This is a genomic window from Paractinoplanes ferrugineus (assembly GCF_016862195.1).
In the GTDB taxonomy this organism is placed as follows: domain Bacteria; phylum Actinomycetota; class Actinomycetes; order Mycobacteriales; family Micromonosporaceae; genus Actinoplanes; species Actinoplanes ferrugineus.
Genome location: NZ_BOMM01000064.1, coordinates 67,046 through 85,193 on the forward strand (window position 1 = coordinate 67,046; position 18,148 = coordinate 85,193).

14 protein-coding genes are annotated in these 18,148 nt (G+C 73.0%); 4 read left to right on the plus strand and 10 right to left on the minus strand.

Annotation, left to right across the window (positions count from 1 at the left end; translation table 11 throughout):
- Window positions 1–32 precede the first annotated feature (32 nt).
- The 3 genes from Afe05nite_RS35280 to Afe05nite_RS35290 are packed head-to-tail and all read left to right on the plus strand — an operon-like array spanning window position 33 to window position 4,293.
- Entirely contained in the window at window positions 33–713 is a 681-nt protein-coding gene (locus Afe05nite_RS35280) for a response regulator transcription factor (RefSeq protein WP_203821636.1), read from the plus strand.
- A complete protein-coding gene (locus Afe05nite_RS35285; protein ID WP_203821637.1) occupies window positions 714–2,540 on the plus strand; it encodes a sensor histidine kinase in 1,827 nt (608 codons plus the stop codon).
- A 25-nt stretch (window positions 2,541–2,565) separates the two neighbouring features.
- Complete coding sequence (locus Afe05nite_RS35290) at window positions 2,566–4,293, plus strand: protein-arginine deiminase family protein (protein ID WP_203821638.1); 1,728 nt, start codon at window positions 2,566–2,568, stop codon at window positions 4,291–4,293.
- On the opposite strand, the gene Afe05nite_RS35295 is transcribed toward Afe05nite_RS35290, so the two are convergent.
- The 9 genes from Afe05nite_RS35295 to Afe05nite_RS35330 form a co-directional block, all read right to left on the minus strand.
- Window positions 4,294–6,501 (minus strand): tetratricopeptide repeat protein, encoded by a 2,208-nt coding sequence (locus tag Afe05nite_RS35295; RefSeq protein WP_203821639.1) that lies wholly within the window; start codon window positions 6,499–6,501, stop codon window positions 4,294–4,296.
- 72 nt (window positions 6,502–6,573) lie between these two features.
- Window positions 6,574–7,824 carry an amino acid adenylation domain-containing protein gene (locus tag Afe05nite_RS35300; protein ID WP_203821640.1) on the minus strand — a complete coding sequence of 417 codons (1,251 nt, stop codon included), beginning with the start codon at window positions 7,822–7,824 and terminating at the stop codon, window positions 6,574–6,576.
- Between the two features lie 58 nt (window positions 7,825–7,882).
- The gene (locus Afe05nite_RS44715) at window positions 7,883–8,014 is read right to left on the minus strand and encodes a hypothetical protein (protein ID WP_275407534.1); all 132 of its coding nucleotides are present in this window, start codon (window positions 8,012–8,014) and stop codon (window positions 7,883–7,885) included.
- A 12-nt stretch (window positions 8,015–8,026) separates the two neighbouring features.
- Entirely contained in the window at window positions 8,027–10,165 is a 2,139-nt protein-coding gene (locus Afe05nite_RS35305; protein ID WP_203821641.1) for a B12-binding domain-containing radical SAM protein, read from the minus strand.
- The gene (locus Afe05nite_RS35310) at window positions 10,162–11,562 is read right to left on the minus strand and encodes a TfuA-like protein (protein WP_203821642.1); all 1,401 of its coding nucleotides are present in this window, start codon (window positions 11,560–11,562) and stop codon (window positions 10,162–10,164) included. Before Afe05nite_RS35310 ends, Afe05nite_RS35305 begins: the two co-directional genes overlap by 4 nt.
- Complete coding sequence (locus Afe05nite_RS35315) at window positions 11,555–12,715, minus strand: YcaO-like family protein (RefSeq protein WP_203821643.1); 1,161 nt, start codon at window positions 12,713–12,715, stop codon at window positions 11,555–11,557. The genes Afe05nite_RS35310 and Afe05nite_RS35315 overlap by 8 nt, the downstream gene beginning before the upstream one ends.
- A 3-nt stretch (window positions 12,716–12,718) precedes the next feature.
- Complete coding sequence (locus tag Afe05nite_RS35320) at window positions 12,719–13,084, minus strand: hypothetical protein (RefSeq protein ID WP_203821644.1); 366 nt, start codon at window positions 13,082–13,084, stop codon at window positions 12,719–12,721.
- A gap of 100 nt (window positions 13,085–13,184) precedes the next feature.
- A complete protein-coding gene (locus tag Afe05nite_RS35325) occupies window positions 13,185–13,559 on the minus strand; it encodes a hypothetical protein (protein WP_203821645.1) in 375 nt (124 codons plus the stop codon).
- Between the two features lie 150 nt (window positions 13,560–13,709).
- The gene (locus Afe05nite_RS35330) at window positions 13,710–14,075 is read right to left on the minus strand and encodes a hypothetical protein (protein WP_203821646.1); all 366 of its coding nucleotides are present in this window, start codon (window positions 14,073–14,075) and stop codon (window positions 13,710–13,712) included.
- Window positions 14,076–14,375: 300 nt separating this feature from the next.
- Between Afe05nite_RS35330 and Afe05nite_RS35335 the strand changes: the two genes are divergently transcribed.
- The gene (locus Afe05nite_RS35335; protein ID WP_203821647.1) at window positions 14,376–15,083 is read left to right on the plus strand and encodes a MerR family transcriptional regulator; all 708 of its coding nucleotides are present in this window, start codon (window positions 14,376–14,378) and stop codon (window positions 15,081–15,083) included.
- A gap of 28 nt (window positions 15,084–15,111) precedes the next feature.
- Here the strand turns inward: Afe05nite_RS35335 and Afe05nite_RS35340 are convergent, their stop codons facing one another.
- Window positions 15,112–18,105, minus strand: a complete 2,994-nt coding sequence (locus Afe05nite_RS35340) for an ATP-binding cassette domain-containing protein (protein WP_203821648.1) — start codon at window positions 18,103–18,105, stop codon at window positions 15,112–15,114.
- Window positions 18,106–18,148: the final 43 nt, after the last annotated feature.

The following is an 18,148-nucleotide window of genomic DNA, read 5'->3' on the forward strand; positions in this document are numbered from 1 at the left end:
AGCCGGTCATGGTGCCGCCTACACTCGCCGTCATGTGCGCACATGTGCTGGTCGCCGAGGACGACGCCAAACAGGCCGAACTGGTGCGCCGCTACCTCGAGCTCGACGGGCACACCGTCACACTGGCCGACGACGGGCAGGTCGCGCTGGACCTGTACCGCAGTCATCGGCCCGATCTGCTCGTCCTCGACGTGATGATGCCCCGGATGGACGGGCTGGACGTCTGCCGGGTGCTGCGCCGGGAATCCAGCCTTCCCGTGCTGATGCTCACCGCCCGGGCCACCGAGGACGAACTGCTGCTCGGGCTGGACATCGGCGCCGACGACTACCTGAGAAAGCCGTACAGCCCCCGCGAACTGGTGGCCCGGGTGCGCACCCTGCTACGGCGCACCGGCGCCGCGTCCCCGGCCGATCGGCTCATGCGGGCCGGGGAGTTGCACATCGATCCGGTACGCCATGAGGTACGTCTCGGCGGCCGCGTGATCGACTGCACGCCCGGCGAGTTCGAACTGCTCTCGGCCCTGGCCGCCGAGCCCGGCCGGGTGTTCACCCGCGCCCAGTTGCTGCGCCGCCTGCACGGCTTCGACCGGTACGTGACGGTGCGCACCGTCGACGTACACATCATGAATCTCCGCAAGAAGATCGAGACCGACCCCCGCAACCCCGCGCATGTCCTGACCGTCTACGGCGTCGGCTACAAGGTCGCCGGGTAGATGCGCTCGCTGCTGGTACGCCTGCTGGCGGCCCTGGCCGTCGTCTCGATCTGCTCGATCGCGGCCACCGCGTGGCTGGCGGTGCGGACCACGACCCGGGCGATCCGCCAGGAACAGGCGCAGGCGCTCACCGACGACGCCCGCGTCTACGACACCCTGCTGGGCTACGCCGCCGGTCACCGCTCGTGGTCGGGGGTCGCGCCGGTGGTGCGCTCGCTGGCCGGCTCGACGGGTCACCGGGTGGCGTTGACCAGCACCGACGGCAGTCCGATAGCCGATTCGGGCGTCGGCGCCCTGCCCGCTCATCCCTCCGCGACGGTCAACCCGCTGCAGAACCTCGAGTCGCGGATCGACCCGCGGGCGGTCGGCCCGTTCCTGCTGCCGCCGGTCGAACGAGCGGCCCTGGCGCAGCTCGCCACGCAGGTGCTGGACTGCCTGCGGGGCACCCCGGCGGGCGGTGGCCGGGACGCGCTCCCGGAGGACGGAGTGATCCGCGACGCCCGGATCGTGGTCGGCCCGAGCGGCCGGCCGTGGGTGCAGACACCCGGAGCCGACCTCGCTGGTGATGTCACGTGCCTGCGCGCACGCGACGCCCTGGCCGTGCCGACCCCGACCGAGCGCAACGGCATCACCGCCCTGGAGAAGGAGGTCAACGACTGCATGCGGCCCCGCTACGCCGCGCGGGTGCGGATGTCGACCGACTTCACGTGGCGCTGGGACGATCCCGGCAACGTGCGCGGCGGGCTCGGCCTGGACACCGCCGTGGACCGCTGCGTCGACCGGGCCCGGCGGAGCCAGCTGGCCGCCTGGACCGCTCCCCCGGCGCTGCTCTACCTGACCGCGCCGGGAATCGCCGAGCCGGTCACCGGGCTGGACCTGTCCCCGGCCAACCGGGCGCGCATCATCGGGGTGAGCGGGCTGGTGCTGCTGATCACGGTGGTCGTCGGTGCGCTCGTCGGCCGCCGGCTGATCCGGCCGTTGCGGGAACTCACCGCCGCCGCCGGGCACATGCGCGACGGCGACGACACGACCCGGGTGGCGGTGACCGGCAGTGACGAGATCGCCCGCCTCGGGGCCGCGTTCAACGACATGGCCGCGCGCCGGCAGCAGGCCGAGAAACTGCGCCGTGACATGGTCGGCGACATCGCCCACGAGATGCGCACGCCGGTCACCAACATCCGCGGCTGGCTGGAGGCGGCCGAGGACGGTGTCGCCGTCCTCGACGACAAGCTGATCGCCTCGCTGCTGGAGGAGGCGCTGCTGCTGCAGCACGTGATCGACGACCTGCAGGACCTGTCCGCCGCCGACGCCGGCGAACTGCGCCTGCGTCCGGCCCCGGTCGACGTGGCCGAGTTGCTGACCCAGATCGCGGCCTCCTTCGGCACCCCGGCCGTCGACGTGGTCGTGGACACCCCACCCGGTCTGACCCTGACCGCCGACCCGGTCCGGCTGCGCCAGGCGGTCGGCAACCTGACCGGCAACGCGGTGCGGCACTCCCCACCGGGTGGCACGGTGCACCTGGCGGCCGTCCCGGCCGGGGCCGAGGTGCTGATCTCGGTCACCGACGAGGGCACCGGCATCGCCGCCGAGCATCTGCCGCTGGTCTTCGAACGGTTCTGGCGGGCGGAGAAGTCACGTAACCGCCGCACCGGCGGCAGCGGGCTGGGCCTGGCCATCACCCGCAAGCTCACCGAGGCCCACGGCGGGTCGGTCGGGGTGGCCAGCCCACCCGGCCGGGGCGCCACCTTCACCCTGCGACTGCCGGCCGGCGAGGCCCATCTCACCCCGTCCTCATGGGATCACGACGGCGCGCACACACCTTCCTGACAACCGCCCGCCACCATCGGCGGCCATGAAGAAACTGTTCCTGGTCGCGGTGACGGCCACGCTCGCGGCCGTTCCGCTGACCGCGTACGCGTCCGGCGACGACACACCGCGGCTGCGCGTGCTCACCCCCGGCGGGGTCTTCCTCGCCAACATCGACGACGACGCCGGCCGGTGCCAGGCGCCTGCCCGCAAGCTCACCGCGGCCGCCGTGGCCCGGGAGGACGCCGCCGACGAACGGTACAACGAGATCGCCGAGCCGACCCCCGCCCAGCGGCTGGCGCACCGGACCGAGCAGAACCTCACCGACCGGCAGCTGGCCGCCTGCAACGACGCCGCCGACGAGGTCGTGAACGGCCCGGCCGACGAGCTCGACCTGGCCCGGCTGCACGCCTCCTGGCCCGGCGCACCCGACTCGGCCACCGCCACTGTGACGCTCACCGGCAACGTGCGGCTCTTCGTCAAGCGCTCCCGGTGGACGGTCGCCGACAAGCTCACCGCAGCCGAGTTGCGGGCCGGCGTCGAGCTCGGCCTGGAGGGCCGGGACGTGGTGCGGGACCGCAAGGTGTGGGACGGCAGCGCATCGGTCACGCTCCGCTTCTCGTCCGGCCGGACGGTTTCGGTACGCCTGCACGAGGCACCGGTCCGCACCCAGCTCAACACGCAACGCCTCGAGCGGGTGCTGGCCTCGAAGGTGAGCGACACCAGCGGCCGGGAGTGGCGCGACACCGTCGCCTCGGCGCTGCCGCCCGGGGTGCCGATGTCGCAGTTGGACACCGGCCACGACGAGTGGATGCAGGACCTCTTCGAACCCGGCTACCAGGTGATGGCCGGGCACCCCATGCGGGTGCTGATCCCCTCGGTGAACCAGGCCCACCGGCAGGCCGCCCGGATCACGTACACCGCGTTGCGGGGGCGGGACGTCGGTGTCGTGCACATCCCCACGGTTCCGGTCGCCGGGGTCGGCGACGACAACACGTACGACTCGATGGGCAACCTGGAGACCGTGCCGGACGGCCGGATCGTCCTCGGCGGCACGCCGTCTCCCGAGGTGGTCACCTTCCTGCGGGCGCAGGCGGCCCAGCCGGTGGTCGTCGTCGACACCAGCTGGCTCGTGGTCGGCCACGTCGACGAGTTCATCCAGTTCCTGCCGGTGCCCGGCGGCTGGCGGGCCCTGGTCGCCGACCCCTCGGCCGGGCTCGCCCTGCTGTCGACCGTGCCCGCCGGCGCCGCCCTGCACGGCGCGCTGCCGCCGCTCGGCGACTACGAGGAGCGCATCGACCAGCGGACGGCCGGCGAGTTCCGGGCCGACCCGCAGTTCCTCGACGTCAACCGCATCGCCGCCGGCCGGATCGACGCGGCGCTGGCGGTGCTGGCCCTGCCGAAGTCGCAGATCGTCCGGGTCCCGGTCCTGTTCACCGCCCGTGGACTGGACTGGGGCATCGCCAAGTACGCCATCGACGACCTGCCGCCCGGACCGGACCGCGACGAGGCCGTGGCCGCCCTGAACGCCCGGCGGTCCGCCGTCGCCGAGACCCCCAACCCGGTGAACGGCCTGGCCGCCGGGTCCGGCCGTTACGTGGCGCCGAAACCGTTCGGCCCGGTGGTCGCCGGCCGCGACATCTTCGCCACCGCCATCGAGTCGGCGCTCGCCGGCATCGGCTACCGCGTCACCTTCGTGGACGACCTGATCTCCGCGCACGTCTCGGAGGGTGAGATCCACTGCTCGACCAACACCTACCGCGTGATCGGTTGATCAGCGGCCGGCGCCGAGGAGTTCCGGGCGCAGGTGGCGCACCTGGTCCGCCAGCTCCGGGTCGGCTTGCGCGCAGGCCCGCAGGTCGTCGTCGGCGGCGGCGGTCTCGCCGAGGGCCAGCAGGGACCGGGCGCGTTCCCAGCGGATCTGCGGGTCGTCGACGCTCTCGCCGGCCACGGTGAGGTCGGCGACGGCCTCGGCGTGGCGGCCGGCCGCGGCGCGCAGCACGGCCCGGTTGAAACGCATCTCGGGGTCGTCGCGCAGGGACAACGCCCGGTCGAGGTCGGCCAGGGCCGCGGGCACGTCGTCCAGCTCGTAGTGGGCGGTGGCGCGGGCGGCCCAGCCGGCGGCCAGGTCCGGGGCGGTGGCGAGGGCCGCCGACAGGGTGCGCTCGGCGGCCGCCGGGTCGCCGTCGGCCAGCTCCAGCTGCCCGCGTACGCAGAGCAGGTGGGGGTTGCCGGGGTCGACCCGCAGCCCGGCCGCCACGTCCTCGGCCGCCGCGGTGAGGTCGCCGGCGGCCAGCCGCAGACCGGCCCGGTTGAGGTAGGCGTCGACATAGCCGGGGTCGAGTTCGAGCACGTAGCCGAAGTCCGCCTCGGCCCCCTCGGCGTCGCCCAGTTCGAGACGGGTGTCCCCGCGGTTGTAGTACACCTCGGGGAACGGCGGGGAGAGGGTCAGCGCGGTCTCGTAGTCGGCGAGCGCCTCGATCGGCCGGTTCATCCGGCGCAGCAGGTTGCCGCGGTCGAAACGGTACTCGGCGTAGTTGGGGTCGGCCTGGATGACGGCGTCCAGGTCGGCCAGCGCCGCCTCGAAACGGCCCGCCCCCAGGTGCAGCATCGACCGGTTGTGCCGCAGCACCGAGCGGTGCAGGGCGTGCCGGCCGTCGTCGAGTTCCCGGTCGAGCCGGTCGATGCCGTCCTCGACCAGGCGCAGCGCCTCGTCCGGTTCGCCGTCGTGGGTGGCGACCAGGGCGAGGCCGTTGCGCTGGAACGCCGACTGGAACGCCCGTTCGGTCGGGTCCTCGATGGCCTCGGTGAGGGCGATCGCGATGTTCGACCAGGCTCGGGCCAGGCGCTGGTTGTGCCGGTCGGCGCCGAGATGGCGGGTGTAGAGCATCGCCGTGGCGTAGGCCGCCTGCCGCTGCTGGGTGGGGTCGGTGGTCCGGGCCCGCGCCTCGTCGTACAGCTCGATGGCCTCCTCGCCGCGGCCGAGGGCGGACAGCGAGGTCGTCATCTTGGTGATGAACGCCCACCACGGAATGGGCTGGGTAGCCGGGTCGACCAGGGCGAGGCCGCGCCGGCCCAGTTCGACGGTGGCGTGGTAGAAGCCGTTGTCCAGGCCGACGAACAGGGCCTCGTACAGGCTCGCCACCCCGGCCTTGGTGGGGTCGGAGCCGTGCTCGCGGTGGTAGGGGACGGCCCCGAGGCGCAGCGACTCCTCGCCGGTGCCGACCAGTTCGTCGCCGCGGGCGTCGTGCAGGGCCGCCCGCCGCGCCGGGTCGAGGCGCTGATAGGCACCCAGCAGCACCGGGTCGTCGGCGGCGACGCCGTCGCGCCAGACGTAGCGCCGGGCCAGTTCCTCGTCGTCACCGGTCGGCGGCTCCGCGTCGAGGGTGGGCGTGGGGCCTACGGCGGCGTACCGGGCGAGGGCGGCGCCGAGGGGGAACGGGACCGGGCCAGGCGGGTCGGCGGGCGGGTCGGCGGCGGTCGCCAGGTGCAGGCAGAGCCGGGCCCGGTCGGCGCGCCGCAGCAGCACCGCGAACAGTTCCTGGTCGGTCGGGTCGGCCTGGTGCAGGTTGTCCACCAGCAGGCACCGGGGCCCACCGCCGAGCCGGCGCAGGTAGCCGTGCAGGAACTCGGTGAGCCCGTTGGCGAGCCGGGCGGTGCGCAGCCGGGAGTAGAACCGGGTGCGCTCGGTCGGAACGGCCAGGGAGGTCAGCGTCTCGCGGCTGGCCGGGACGACCGCGCGCAGTTCCGGGGCGACCGACAGGATCTCGATGTCGTGCCGGTGCACCAGGTCCGGGTAGCGGGTCAGCGCGTCCGGCACGATCTGGCGCAGCAGGGTGCCGGCCGCCGTGTACGGGCCGCGGAGCCCCCGGTGGGCGTCCAGGACGGCCAGCACCGTCGCGTCCGGCCCGGCCACCAGCCCGGCGCGGCGCTCGGCCGGGTGGTCGGCCCGGATCCAGTGGTGGTTCGGCAGCTCAACCATGTCGTCGTCCTTTCCGGACGTCAGGGAACGGCAGGGGGTCCGGACGTCGGGGAACGGCAGGGGGTCCGGACGTCAGGGAACAGCGGGGGCCGCGGTGGCCGGGATCCGGTTGGTCGTGCGTGCCCGCCGGGCGCGGACCGCGAGCGTCACCACGAGGGCCAGTTGGAGCAGGTTGACACCGAGGAAGACGGCGGCGTCGGCGACCCCGCGCAGCCCGGCCGACCCACTCAGGTGACCGAGCACGCCGGAGACGAAGTGGTAGGCCGCCGGCAGCACCACGACGAGCAGCATCAGCGTGCTCAGGCCGTAGCCGGCGACCATCAGCGCGGCGTACCAGCGGCCGGCCCGTACGTCGCGCGGATGCCAGGCCGAGGCGTCGGTCAGCCGGTCCGGGCGGCGCAGCAGTGCCCAGAACCGGTTGCGCAGCATGGCCTTCGCCGTGCCGTGCAGGTCGACGCAGCCCAGCACCAGGCTCACCACGTAGTAGAGATCGGTACGCAGGAAGAAGTAGAACTGCCAGGCGACCCGCAGCAGGGTGGTGAACGCCAGCGCCAGGGCCAGCCGGCCGGCCAGTGGCAGGCCGCCGCCGGGCTCGCGCAGCGCCGCGGCGATCAGCGTGAGCACCGAGGCGACCACCAGGTCGGCGCCGATGCCGGCGACCATCGGCAGCACCCGCTTCCGGGCCGGCACCGCGACGAGGCCGTCCATCTCGGTCTGCAGCACGAGGTAGTAGAAGCGGAAACCCACCGACACCCGGGTGCGCAGGCCGAGGCGGCGGCCGGCGAGCACGTGCGCACTCTCGTGCAGGAGGATCAGCGGGAACTGGCCGACGAACAGCACGATCTCGACCACCGCGAAGTAGGGCGTGAAGAACAGGTGGCTGTAGCCGGGGGCCAGGTCGTGCTGCCGGCCGGCGACGACCACGGCGGCCAGCACGATCAGCCCGTACCCGAGCAGGGCGGGCGGGGCGAGGAGCAACCGGCCCAGCCGCTGCAGGCGCGCCGGAGCCGGGGCGGCTGACGGCGGGGTCTCGGCGTGATTCAGCTGGGCGGGATTCAGCTGGGCGGGGTCCAGCTGGGCGAGATTCAGTTCGGCGAGGTCGGCCAGGAACTCCGCGATGTCGACGTCGGCGCCGAACGCCTCGGCGTACCACTCGGCCGCCGCCCGTGGCGTCATCCCGGCGGCCAGCCGCCGGACGAGCTCGGCGCCGTCGGCCGGCAGGACCGCGTAGGAGTCGGTGTCCGGCCGGCCGACCGTCACCTCGTCGCCCTCGTGCAGGTACACCAGAGGTGGCATGGCCACCGGCCGGTCCAGATCGACCATCGGAGTCTCTTTCCTCACCGGGGGGCCCGGCCGGAGGTCCGGCCGGGCCCCGGCGGCATCAGAAGGGCCACGGAATCGGCGGCAGGCAGCCGTCGGAATAGAGCGCCGCAGCGGCCGACGTCAGCCGGACGGTGCCGGCCTTGCGCACCGCGATCTTGCGCAGGGGCGCCTTGGTCGTCGTCGAAGTCATTGTTTTCACCTCCTAGGAGGGGGTCTCGTCCGGAACCGGGCGGTCCGGAAATTCGGGGAGCCGGCGCACCAGGCGGCGGCTGATGAGCGTCTGCCAGACCTTGCCGGCGGCGGCCGCGTCCAGCATCCAGAGCCGGGCGTGGGCCGCACGCAACGTCGTGGGTTGCCGGAAGAGGTGCAAAATCGGCAGGTACGACCGGGGCAGCGGGGTGATCTGCCCGTCCGGGCGCCGGAACAGCAGCCGGTCGGCCGGGATCGGCGTGCCGTACATGATCTGGTAGGTGGTGTTGAGCCGGTCGACGACGGCCTCGTCGGGCCGGTCCACGAAGGCGCCGTTGAGCACGAACGACCGGTCCTGGTCGTCGTCGCGCGCGGTGAGGTCGCGATCGAGAGCGTCGCGGACCCGCACCCCGAAGCGGTCGTGGTAGAAGAACGAGTGCGGGGTGTCCACACTGCTCAGCCACGGCCGCGCGTGCGGCACCTCGAAGCCGCGGGCCGCCGCCACCGACATTTCCGCGCGGGCGCCCTCGCTGATCGGCTCGTCATAGAGCAGCACCCGCTGGATGTCCGAGCCGGGCAGCGGCCGGATGTTGGTGACACCGAAGCGGTCCGGTTCGCGGGCCACGATCGCGCCGGAGGTGAGCATGAACTGGCCGAGGCCGCCGAACGTCCACAGGTCGCGGTTGTCGAGGAGGAAGTCGATGCTCTCCCGGCCCTCGGCGGCGGTCTCGGTGGGAAAACCGGTGAAGCCCATCATCTGTACGCCGATGTCGGCCTTGGTCATCGACGTGATGGTCTGGCGCACCTGGTCGGGCCGGGTGCCCTTGTCGATGAGGTCGAGGATGCGCTGGTTGCCGGACTCGAACCCGACCGAGACGGCCACGCAGCCGGCCCGGCGCAGGATCTCGCACCGCTCGTCGGACCAGTACTTCTCCAGCCTGATCTCGGCGCCCCAGCGGACGTCGATCCCGGTCTCGAGGACCCGCTCGGCGAACCGCAGGATGGTCGCCGGAGCCAGCACGTCGACGGAGAAGTAGACGAACTTGGCGAACTTCGACAGCTCGGTGACGTCGGTGATGATGGATTCGACGGTGTCCTGGCGCCAGGGGCTGGTCGGGCCGTCGGTGTTCAACCCGTAGTCGCAGAACGTGCACCGGTTCCAGTAGCAGCCGCGGGTCGGCGAGTAGTAGACGAACCGTTCCGGGCTCAGGTACTTGTCCCACGGCAGCCGGCTGAAGTCCGGCGTCGGCAGCCCGCGGATCGGCTCGTACCGCACCGGGAGCAGGTTCATCGCCCGGAACCGGGGGTGCAGCCGGATGTTGGGGTGCGACGACGGCACCGTGCCGGCCCGGACGCTCTCCAGGATCTCCACCCACGCCGTCTCGCCCTCGCCCACCACGACCGCGTCGAAGCTGTCGAAGAGCGCGAACATCTGGGTCTTGTCGCGCAGGTACTTCCAGACGTCGGACGCCTCGGTGCCGCCGGCGACCAGGAACACCCCGGGCAGTGCGCGGCGGATCAGCCGGCCGAGCCAGAGGGCGAACGGCAGCTGGGCCTGGTAGGTGATGTTGAGGCCGACGATGTCGTAGTCACCGGCGACCAGCTGCGGGATGAGCACGTCCTCGACGTACGGCTGGAAGGGGCGGGCGAGCCGCTCGAGCACCGCCTCGTCGCGCAGGGCGGCGACCGAGCCCAGCGCCACGGCCGGCGGCATGCGCAGCTGGAAGCCGTTCGTGAACTGGCCCGGGAAACCGGTGCCGGACAGGCAGTTCATCCAGCCGATCACCTGCTCGACGGCGCGGGCGTAGTGGTCGTACTGGTAGAACCGCTCCGGGTCCTGCAGGACCGCGACCGCTTCCCGCACCCCGGCCGGGTCCGGTTCGGCGGTTCGCAGCGCCTCCATCTGCCAGGTCACGTCGTCGTAGTGGGCCAGCGGGTCGGGTGCCGGCGGGGTCGCGAGGGCTTCCTCCAGCCAGGCCGCACCGGCCGGCGAGAACGAGTGGTGGAACGCCTCGATGTTCGCGTCGATCATGTCGGCGGCCGGGTAGCCCCGCGAGCGGGCGTAGGAGTCGATGTAGCTCAGCGAGTGGTAGCCGGAGGTGGGATCGGTGAGCGGCGGGTAGATCAGCACCGCCTTGGGCCGGGCCGTCATGCCGCGACCAGCCCGGCGTGGGGGGCGCGAACCGGCGCGAAGCCCGGGAAGACCGGTGGGCCGCACACCTTCAGGCCCGCGGTCAGCGGCTCCACCAGCGCCCGCAGCCGGTCCAGGTGCTGGAAGCCGTGGTCGCGGACGGCGGCCGGCAGCTCGCCCGGTGGGCAGTCCCAGAGCCGGGCCAGCAGCCGGTCGACGACGTCGTCCCGGTAGGTCATGCGCAGGTGCGGCCGGTGCGGGTCAGGATGCGGCAGCCGATCGTTGAGCTGCATGGCCGACCCGGCGAAGGAACGGGCGGCCGCGAGCACCGCGGGCGTGCGCAGGGCCGCGGGCAGACTGCGCAGCGCCAGGGTGCCGCAGTCGATCGGGCCGAACATCCGGATCAGTACGCGCAGGGCGGCGTCGGCCGGGGAGCGGCTCCGGTCGCTCCCGGTGAGCATCGGTGAGTCGTAGATCGCCGCCGGGTCGCCGATCGGCAGCAGGCCGCGTTCGCGGGCCAGCTCGACCGCTTGCTGCCGGACCCGCCGCGGGTCGGCGCTCTCCGGCGCGTCCACCAGGGCGGCGAGAACGCGGTCGGCGTGCCGGGCCGGGAACTCCGGGTGCAGCACCATGATGGTGGCCACCGTGACCGCGTCGCTGACCAGCACGCCACCGGCCGTACGTCCCTGGGCGCGGGCCGCCCACGCCTCCGTGATGTAGGTGTTCACGTTCTCGATCGGGGTGTCCGCCGCGTCGTGCGGGCGCAGGCCGGCGTCCTCGGCCGCCGCGAGCCGCAGCAGCAGCCGGGCGTCCTCGGCCTTCACGTCGGTCGGGTGCGCCAGATCCCAGGCGGCGAAGCGCTCGAAGCTGTCGTCGCCGAGCCGGGCTGTCGCCGCCCGCCGCAGGGCCCGCCGGCCCCGGGCCCGGAACGGCAGGTCGCGACCGGTCTCCAGCAGCAGCGCCGCCTCGGCGGCGGTCAGGACCCCGGCGCGGGCCGCCCGGTCCAGCGCCACCCGCAGGTTGACCAGTGGCTCGCTCATCGACCGGTGGTCCTCCTCGGCCGGGGCGTGCACGACGGCCACCTCGTCGTCGTCGGTCACCACCCCGTCGCGGTACAGCTCGAAGACGGTGCCGGCGCCGCGCATGCCGTACGGCCACAGTTCGGCCGCCCGCAACGCGCCCATGCTGCTGCTGCCGGCCACCATGACCCCCCGGTCGAGGTAGTGCAGGATCTCGCGGTGCCGGACCGGTGCCCGCAGCATGAACAGACCGTCCACGATGAACACCCGGTCGCCCGGTGCGGGATCGAGGCGGAGCAGGTCACCGTGCTGGATCGGCGGCCGCACGAGCGCGCCGGGCAGCAGGTCCGCCGCTTCGGCCGCGTCCAGGCTGGGGCCGAGGAACACGTAGTCAGACATGGTTCTCCCCGGGTCGTCTGGCCATGTCACGTTCGTTGCACAGCGCCAGTCCCGGCGCGACCACCTTGCTGGCGGCGATCCCGATCCCGGGCTGGGTGAGGTCGACGACCATCGGCTCCACCCCGGTGCGGGCCCACACCCGCTCGGCGCAGAACCGGAGCATCGCGTCGGCCCCGGCTTCGGACGGGCCGCCGGCCGGCTCGACCGGGTGCAGGGTGCGCCCGGCGATGCTCGGGGCGACCGCGCCGTCGGCCTTGTCGTACAGCGTGGCGTCGATGTCGTCGCGCGCCCCCGAGATGCAGGCGAGCCGGGACTGGATCGCCTCCAACAGCGCGCGTGCCACCGCTTGCCCGGCGTCGGGATGGCAACCGAACCCGCCGAAGACCAGCGGCACGTCCGGGGACCAGATCGAGCAGGCGTACGCCGGTATGCCCATCTCGTTGGTGGTTTCGCAGACCTCGACCCAGCAGTCGGCGGAGCGCAGCGCGGTCAGCGCCGCCTCGACCGTCGGGTTGCCGGTGCCGGCCGGGTCCACGTAGCGCCGCCGGCTGAGCGGGGTGATTGTGTACGGCGCGCAGCAGTCCCGTTCGATCAGCTCGATCAGGCCGTGCAGGGTCGCCTCGGCCGGCGAGTTGCCGACCCCGAGGCCGTTGCTGGTCACCTGGAACAGCAGGTGGTCCCAGGTGAACCGGCTGGTGGCGTCGAGCCGGACGAACTCGAGCGGAACCAGCACCGGTTCGCCGGTGAGCAGGCCGGTGGCGGGCAGCCAGTCGAGCGTGACGCGGTCGGTCAGCGGTGATTCCTCGGCCAGGTTGAGGCGGCGTACGTCGTAGCCCGGCCGCACGTCGCGGGCGCTGCCCCGGGCGGCCGGCTCGAGTGTCACGTTCTCCGCGTGCCAGGTCTCGATGCTCTCCATCACCGCGCCGACCCAGGACTGCGCGTGGTCGAGGCCGATGCCGAGGCTCACCGCGAGTGTCTTGCCGCACGGCCGGTAGGCGACGTGGCAGGGCAGCCCGATCTCGTCGAGCCGGGTGACGTCGGCGACCCGGGTGACACCGAACGTGGAGAGCATCGGTTCGACCCGGCGGCGGGTCCGCTCCGCCGGCATGGTGCGGAACGTCCGTTCCGCCACCGCGACTGTCGCCTGGCCCATGGGTCAGACCGCCACGACGCAGGCCACGATGACGACGTTGACGTCGGCGACGCCGCCGGCGATCAGGTCCAGCTGCCGGTCGTCGAGCTCGCCGAGGTCGATCATCGGGGCGGCCGGCACGTGCAGCACGTGCCGCCGGGGGTCGGCGGTCCAGTCGTCGATCAGCTTCTCGCGGGTGAACAGGCCGTCGGACTCCCGGCGGTCGAGCGCCACGGTCGCGTTCGGCTGGACCGGCAGCCCGGCGGCCAGGGCCTCGGCCCGCGGGTCGGCCAGCAGGCGCCGCTCGGTCTCGGCGTCGTTCCAGACCGCGAGCATGAACGTGGTGTATCGGGCGATGAATTCGTCGCTCGCGTCGGGTGTCTCGCTCATCGTGCTCCTCCTCGCGTAGCTCGGCGTGGAGCCGGGCGGATGGGATCGGGCGCCGGAGGGCCTCCGGCGCCCGCCAGGTAGATCGGTGACCGGCGCCGAATCAGACGTTGACGACGCAGGCGACGATGATGTTGACCTTGGACTCGGCGACCCCGCCGGCGACCGACTCGAGCTCACGCTCGTCCAGCTCGGAGATGTCGATCAGCGGCGCCTCGGGCACGTGCAGCACGTGCTCGGTGCCGTTCCAGTCGGAGAGCAGCTGCTCGGCGGTGAAGAGCCCGTCCACCTGGCCGCGCTCGAGGCGAACGGCCTTGCCCTCGGCGACCGGCAGACCGGCGTCGACCGCGAACTGCCGGGGGTCGGCGAGCAGCTTGCGCTCCTCGTTCTCGTCCTTCCACACCGAAACCATCATCGCGGTGTACTTGTTGAGGAACTCGGCGTCGGCGGGTTCGGGCGTCTGGCCGGCAGTAGTCATGGAATTTCCTTCCGAGAAATGAAGAACGGGATTTCGTCGCTGCCCAAAAGCTAGGGGTGAGTGGAATTCGCTTTCAAGGGCTTTACACTTGCTGACATCGTTCGTGACCACCGGCCGAAACAGATGTCACGGATCGATGACACCGAGTGCTCAAGTCGTGCTGCAGCACGGGCAGCAGCAGGCGCAGCTGGCGTCCAGCCCACCCACCACCCGGTCGAGTTCGTCCTCCTCCAGCTCCGCCTCACCGATCGGGCCGGTGGCCGGCACGTAGAGCGTGAACACGCCCAGCCGGTCGGCATCGGCCCAGGCCGCGACCTGGGTGTCGAGATCCGGTTGGACGTCGGTGGCGTCCCGTACGACGGCGATCCGGACCTGCTCGGGCACCGTCAGGCCGTACTCGGCGAGCAGCGCCCGGGGGTTCTCGGCCAGCGCCCGCTCGGCGGCCGCGTCGGCCCACACCTCGGCGACCACCCTGCTGTATGCGGCGACGAACGCCGCGCGTTCTCCGTTTGTCACGTCTTTTTTCCTTCCCCTCGGTTGTGCCCTCATGGTGCGGCCCACGGCCCGCCGGCGACCCTCGGCGGCGCTGAATACCATCAATGTCGGACAATCGCCGACGCCATTGCGGACGCAAAATATGCAAGCCAGGGAATCGCGGTGAAGCGGCGGATGGTAATACCGCGCGGGGCCGACCGGAAGCAGTGATTTCACTGCTTTGCGCGCCGGTCCGGCGGCCGTAACGTGAACGGCAGTCGCACGCCGGGAGGGTCGATGACGGCAACCACGTCAACGCCGGATCGCACCGCGATCCCGCCGGTGGCAGAGCGATACACCATCGACGAGCTCGCCCGCCGGGTCGGCATGTCGGCCCGCAACGTCCGGGCCCACCAGGCGCGCCGGTTGCTCGCCCCGCCCGTCCGGATCGGCCGCACCGCGTACTACGACGCCGGGCACGTCCGGCGGATCGAGTCGATCAAGGCGTTGCAGCGGCAGGGCTTCAACCTCGTCGCGATCGACGCGATCCTCGGCACGCAGAACGCCGACCCGGACACCGACCAGCTCGCCACCCTGCTGCAACGGCTCGGCCTCGACCATCCGGCCCTGGTCTACGCGCTCGTCCAGCACGGCGTGTTCGGCCGCGCCGACGACGGCACCGTCCGTACGGTCCGGCCACGCGCCCTGCGCTCCGCCCTGGAGCTGCGCCGCGGCGGGGTCCCGACGCTGCCGTCGCTGCAGATCCTCGCCGACGTGCTGGACGCCCTGCGCGACCGCACCGACGACCTGGTCCGCACGACGTGCCGGCGGATGGTCGACGCCCGGCGCACCCCCGGGGGCGGCGGCGGTACCTGGGAGCAGCTCGAACAGGACACGGTCGTGTTCACTCAGTGCCTCGTGAGCCTGTTCACCGAGGCGTTCCGGCTGACCGTGGAGAACCAGGGCCGCGCCGCCGCCGCCGACCTGATGGCCGGGACCGGCGACCTCGATTTCGACCTCGACGAGTCCGAACTCGTCGACAACGGCTGACGCCCCCGCGCTCACCGCGCCCCCGCGCTCACCGCGCCGGCGGCGTTCCGTCCAGGAGCTGCCGGCTCGCCAGGCGGTGGAACAGCCCGCCCCGGTCGGCCATCAGCGTGTCGTAGTCACCGCGCTGGACGATCCGGCCGCGGTCCATCACCAGGATCGTGTCGGCGTCACGCACCGTGGACAGCCGGTGCGCGATGATGATCCGGCTGGCCGCGAGCTGGCGGGTGCTGGCGGTGACGACCTCCTGCGTACGGTTGTCCAGCGCGCTCGTCGCCTCGTCGAAGAACAGCACCCGGGGGTGGTGGATGAGCGCGCGCGCGACGAGCACCCGCTGCCGCTGCCCCACCGACAGCGTGCCGCCCCCGAACGGCACCATGGTGCCCAGCCCCATCGGCAGGTTCTGCACGTCCTGCTCGAGGCCGGCCATCCGGACCGCCTCCCAGACCCGGTCGAGCGGATAGCTGCCGGCGCCGCACAGGTTCTCCCGCAGCGAGCCGGCGAACAGCGTGCCGTCCTGCAGCACCACCCCGCACTGCCGGCGGACCGCCTGGGCGTCCAGTTCGGACAGATCCTGACCGTCGTAGCGGACGCTGCCGCTGCGCGGCGCCTCGAAGCCCAGCAGCAGCCGCAGCAGGGTCGACTTGCCGCACCCGCTCGGCCCCACGACAGCGACGAACTCCCCCGGGCGCACGGTGAACGAGACGTCGTCCAGGATGGGCGGCTGGTCGACGTGGTAGGCGAAGGTGACGTTGTGCAGGGTGATCTCGCCGCGGATCTCCCCCGGGTCGGTGCGGTCGGGCCGCCGTTCGGGTTCGGCGTCGATGATCTCGTGCAGGTCGGCCAGCCGGGGAATCGCGGCCACCACCTCGATGCCGGCCGTCACCAGCACCAGCGCCGCCCCCAGCAGCAGTGCGAAGGCCACGTTGACCACGAAGAAGTCGCTTATCGTGAGCCGCCCGGCGAGCGGACCGGCGAGCAGTGCGAACAGCGCCAGCTGCCCGGCGATGGGCAGCACACCGGCCGTCGCGGCCAGCACCGCCTGCACCCGCCGGACCCGCTGGAGCTCGGCGCGGGCCGTCGAGTTGGCCACCGACCACCAGCTGTAGGCCCGGTCCTCGGCCGCCGCCACCTGAACCTTGGTGATGCCGCCCAGCAGCTGGTTGGTGCGCGCCGCGGCCCGGTGCTCGGCGGGCAGGGCCCGGTGCATGCGCCGCATCACCGCCCGGCCGCACACCCAGGCGAGCGCCGAGGTCGCGACGAGGATGGCGAGGCCGCAGAGCGCCACCCGGGTGTCGATGATCGTCAGCAGCAGCAGGTCGGCCACCACCGTCACCGCGGCCAGCACCCCCTGGGCCAGCACGCCGGACAACGACTCGCGGACGAAGGTGATGCCGAGGACGGCGTTGGCCAGCTCACCGCTGGAGGTCCGGGAGAAGAACTGCGCCGGCAGCCGCATCAGCCGGTCCCACACGGCCAGCTGCGAGCCGAGCTCCACGCGTCCCTCGACACGCAGCAGCCGCAGGTTCTGGGCGACCCCCACCAGGGCCGCCACCAGTGCGCTGGCCACCAGCAACGCGGCCGAGGTCAGGAGCCCGTCACCGGTGCCCTGACCGGCGACCGCGCCGAGCACCCGGCCACTCATCAGCGGGACCGCCAGCCCCAGCCCGGCCACCACGGCCGCGGTCAGCACCAGTCCGGCGACGTCGCGCCGGCCGCCGCGCAGCCCGCCGCGCAGCACGTCACCGAGGGTCGGTGCGACCGGCAACGGGATCTGGACCACCGTGGCCGCCTCGCCGAACCGGGCGACCTCGGCGGCCGCCAGGGGCAGGGCCGTTCCGGTCTGCGGGTCCAGCACCCGGTAACCGCCGCGGCGGTGGACCAGGGCGACCGCCTCCACCCGGTCGTCGTCGCCGATGCGGCGCCACCCGACGAGCGGGCCGAGGTCGCGCCGCCACCACCCGCCGGGCAGCCGGACCTCCCGGACGTGCAGGCCGGACGCCCGCGCCACGGCGTGCAGGGCGGCACGCCGGTCGTCCGGCACCTGACTGCGGTCGGCCGGTTCGACGATCCGGACATGCTCCTCGGTGCACAGCGCCCGCAGCACGGTCGCCGCGAGCTGGTAGGCGTTGAGGTGGGCCACCTCGGCCGGGGGCACCTGCCGGTCGGTCGCCCCGACCACGCCGTAGGCGGTGCGGGCGGCGTCGGCGACCACCGCGGCGTTTATCTGTTTCCGCCGATGCAGCGAGCTCAGGAACTCGGCGTCGGCGCGGTCGATGCGAAGCTGCACGACCCGCAGCATCCGGGCGACGTGCCGGTCGGCGGCGGTCCACAGCTGCCCCGCGAGGAGCAGCTCCCAGCTGCTCATGCTCTCCACCGTGCACGGCGCCGTCGCGGTGACCCAGTCCCGGGCGGTGAGCAGCAGCAGCTCGCCGCCGCTTATCGGTTCACCGCGGTCGCCGTCGTTGCGGAGCACGTCGCCGCCCACGACCCGCAGCCACCACAGGCCGGAGGTGCCGGCGAGCACCCCGCCGGTGGCGAGCGAGCCGACCGACCGGGGGGTCAGCGGCGGCGCGTCCCGGGGCGGCTGACCGGTGCGTACCGCGTCGGCGACGGCCTGCACGCCGACCTCCAGCCCGGCCACCAGGGCGCGGGCCACCACCTCACCGGCGGCGTCGACCGGCCCCGGCTCCGCCGCGCCCTCGGCCGCGCCGACCACCATGCGGTACGCGGCCTCCCCGAGCCAGCCCACCTCGGTGTCCGGCAGCGGCACCACCACGAGTTGCCAGGCACCGGCCACCGGCGGACTCGGCATCAGACTGCCGGCCGGAAGCCGGGCGACGAAGTGGCGGCGCGCCTGCACCCCGGTGCCGTCCCCGTGCCGGATCGCGAACAGGTCGGCCGGGCCGTCGCAGATCACCGCGGCGGCGTACTGCCCGTCGAGCCGCAACGAGCCGCGGCCGGCCGGGGTGGTCAGCCCGATCAGCTCGGCCCACCCGGCGATCATCGGCGTCTCGATGGTCATGCCGCCACCCCCGTCATCAGTCCCGCCGCTCATCAGCCCGCCC

Bases quoted from the DNA above. Each gene is read 5' to 3' on its own strand.
- Afe05nite_RS35325 (WP_203821645.1), bottom strand. From the start codon at position 13,559: ATGACTACTGCCGGCCAGACGCCCGAACCCGCCGACGCCGAGTTCCTC.
- Afe05nite_RS35280 (WP_203821636.1), top strand. From the start codon at position 33: ATGTGCGCACATGTGCTGGTCGCCGAGGACGACGCCAAACAGGCCGAA.
- Afe05nite_RS44715 (WP_275407534.1), bottom strand. From the start codon at position 8,014: ATGACTTCGACGACGACCAAGGCGCCCCTGCGCAAGATCGCGGTGCGC.
- Afe05nite_RS35315 (WP_203821643.1), bottom strand. From the start codon at position 12,715: ATGGGCCAGGCGACAGTCGCGGTGGCGGAACGGACGTTCCGCACCATG.
- Afe05nite_RS35320 (WP_203821644.1), bottom strand. From the start codon at position 13,084: ATGAGCGAGACACCCGACGCGAGCGACGAATTCATCGCCCGATACACC.
- Afe05nite_RS35305 (WP_203821641.1), bottom strand. From the start codon at position 10,165: ATGACGGCCCGGCCCAAGGCGGTGCTGATCTACCCGCCGCTCACCGAT.
- Afe05nite_RS35285 (WP_203821637.1), top strand. From the start codon at position 714: ATGCGCTCGCTGCTGGTACGCCTGCTGGCGGCCCTGGCCGTCGTCTCG.
- Afe05nite_RS35310 (WP_203821642.1), bottom strand. From the start codon at position 11,562: ATGTCTGACTACGTGTTCCTCGGCCCCAGCCTGGACGCGGCCGAAGCG.
- Afe05nite_RS35340 (WP_203821648.1), bottom strand. From the start codon at position 18,105: ATGACCATCGAGACGCCGATGATCGCCGGGTGGGCCGAGCTGATCGGG.
- Afe05nite_RS35295 (WP_203821639.1), bottom strand. From the start codon at position 6,501: ATGGTTGAGCTGCCGAACCACCACTGGATCCGGGCCGACCACCCGGCC.
- Afe05nite_RS35300 (WP_203821640.1), bottom strand. From the start codon at position 7,824: ATGGTCGATCTGGACCGGCCGGTGGCCATGCCACCTCTGGTGTACCTG.
- Afe05nite_RS35290 (WP_203821638.1), top strand. From the start codon at position 2,566: ATGAAGAAACTGTTCCTGGTCGCGGTGACGGCCACGCTCGCGGCCGTT.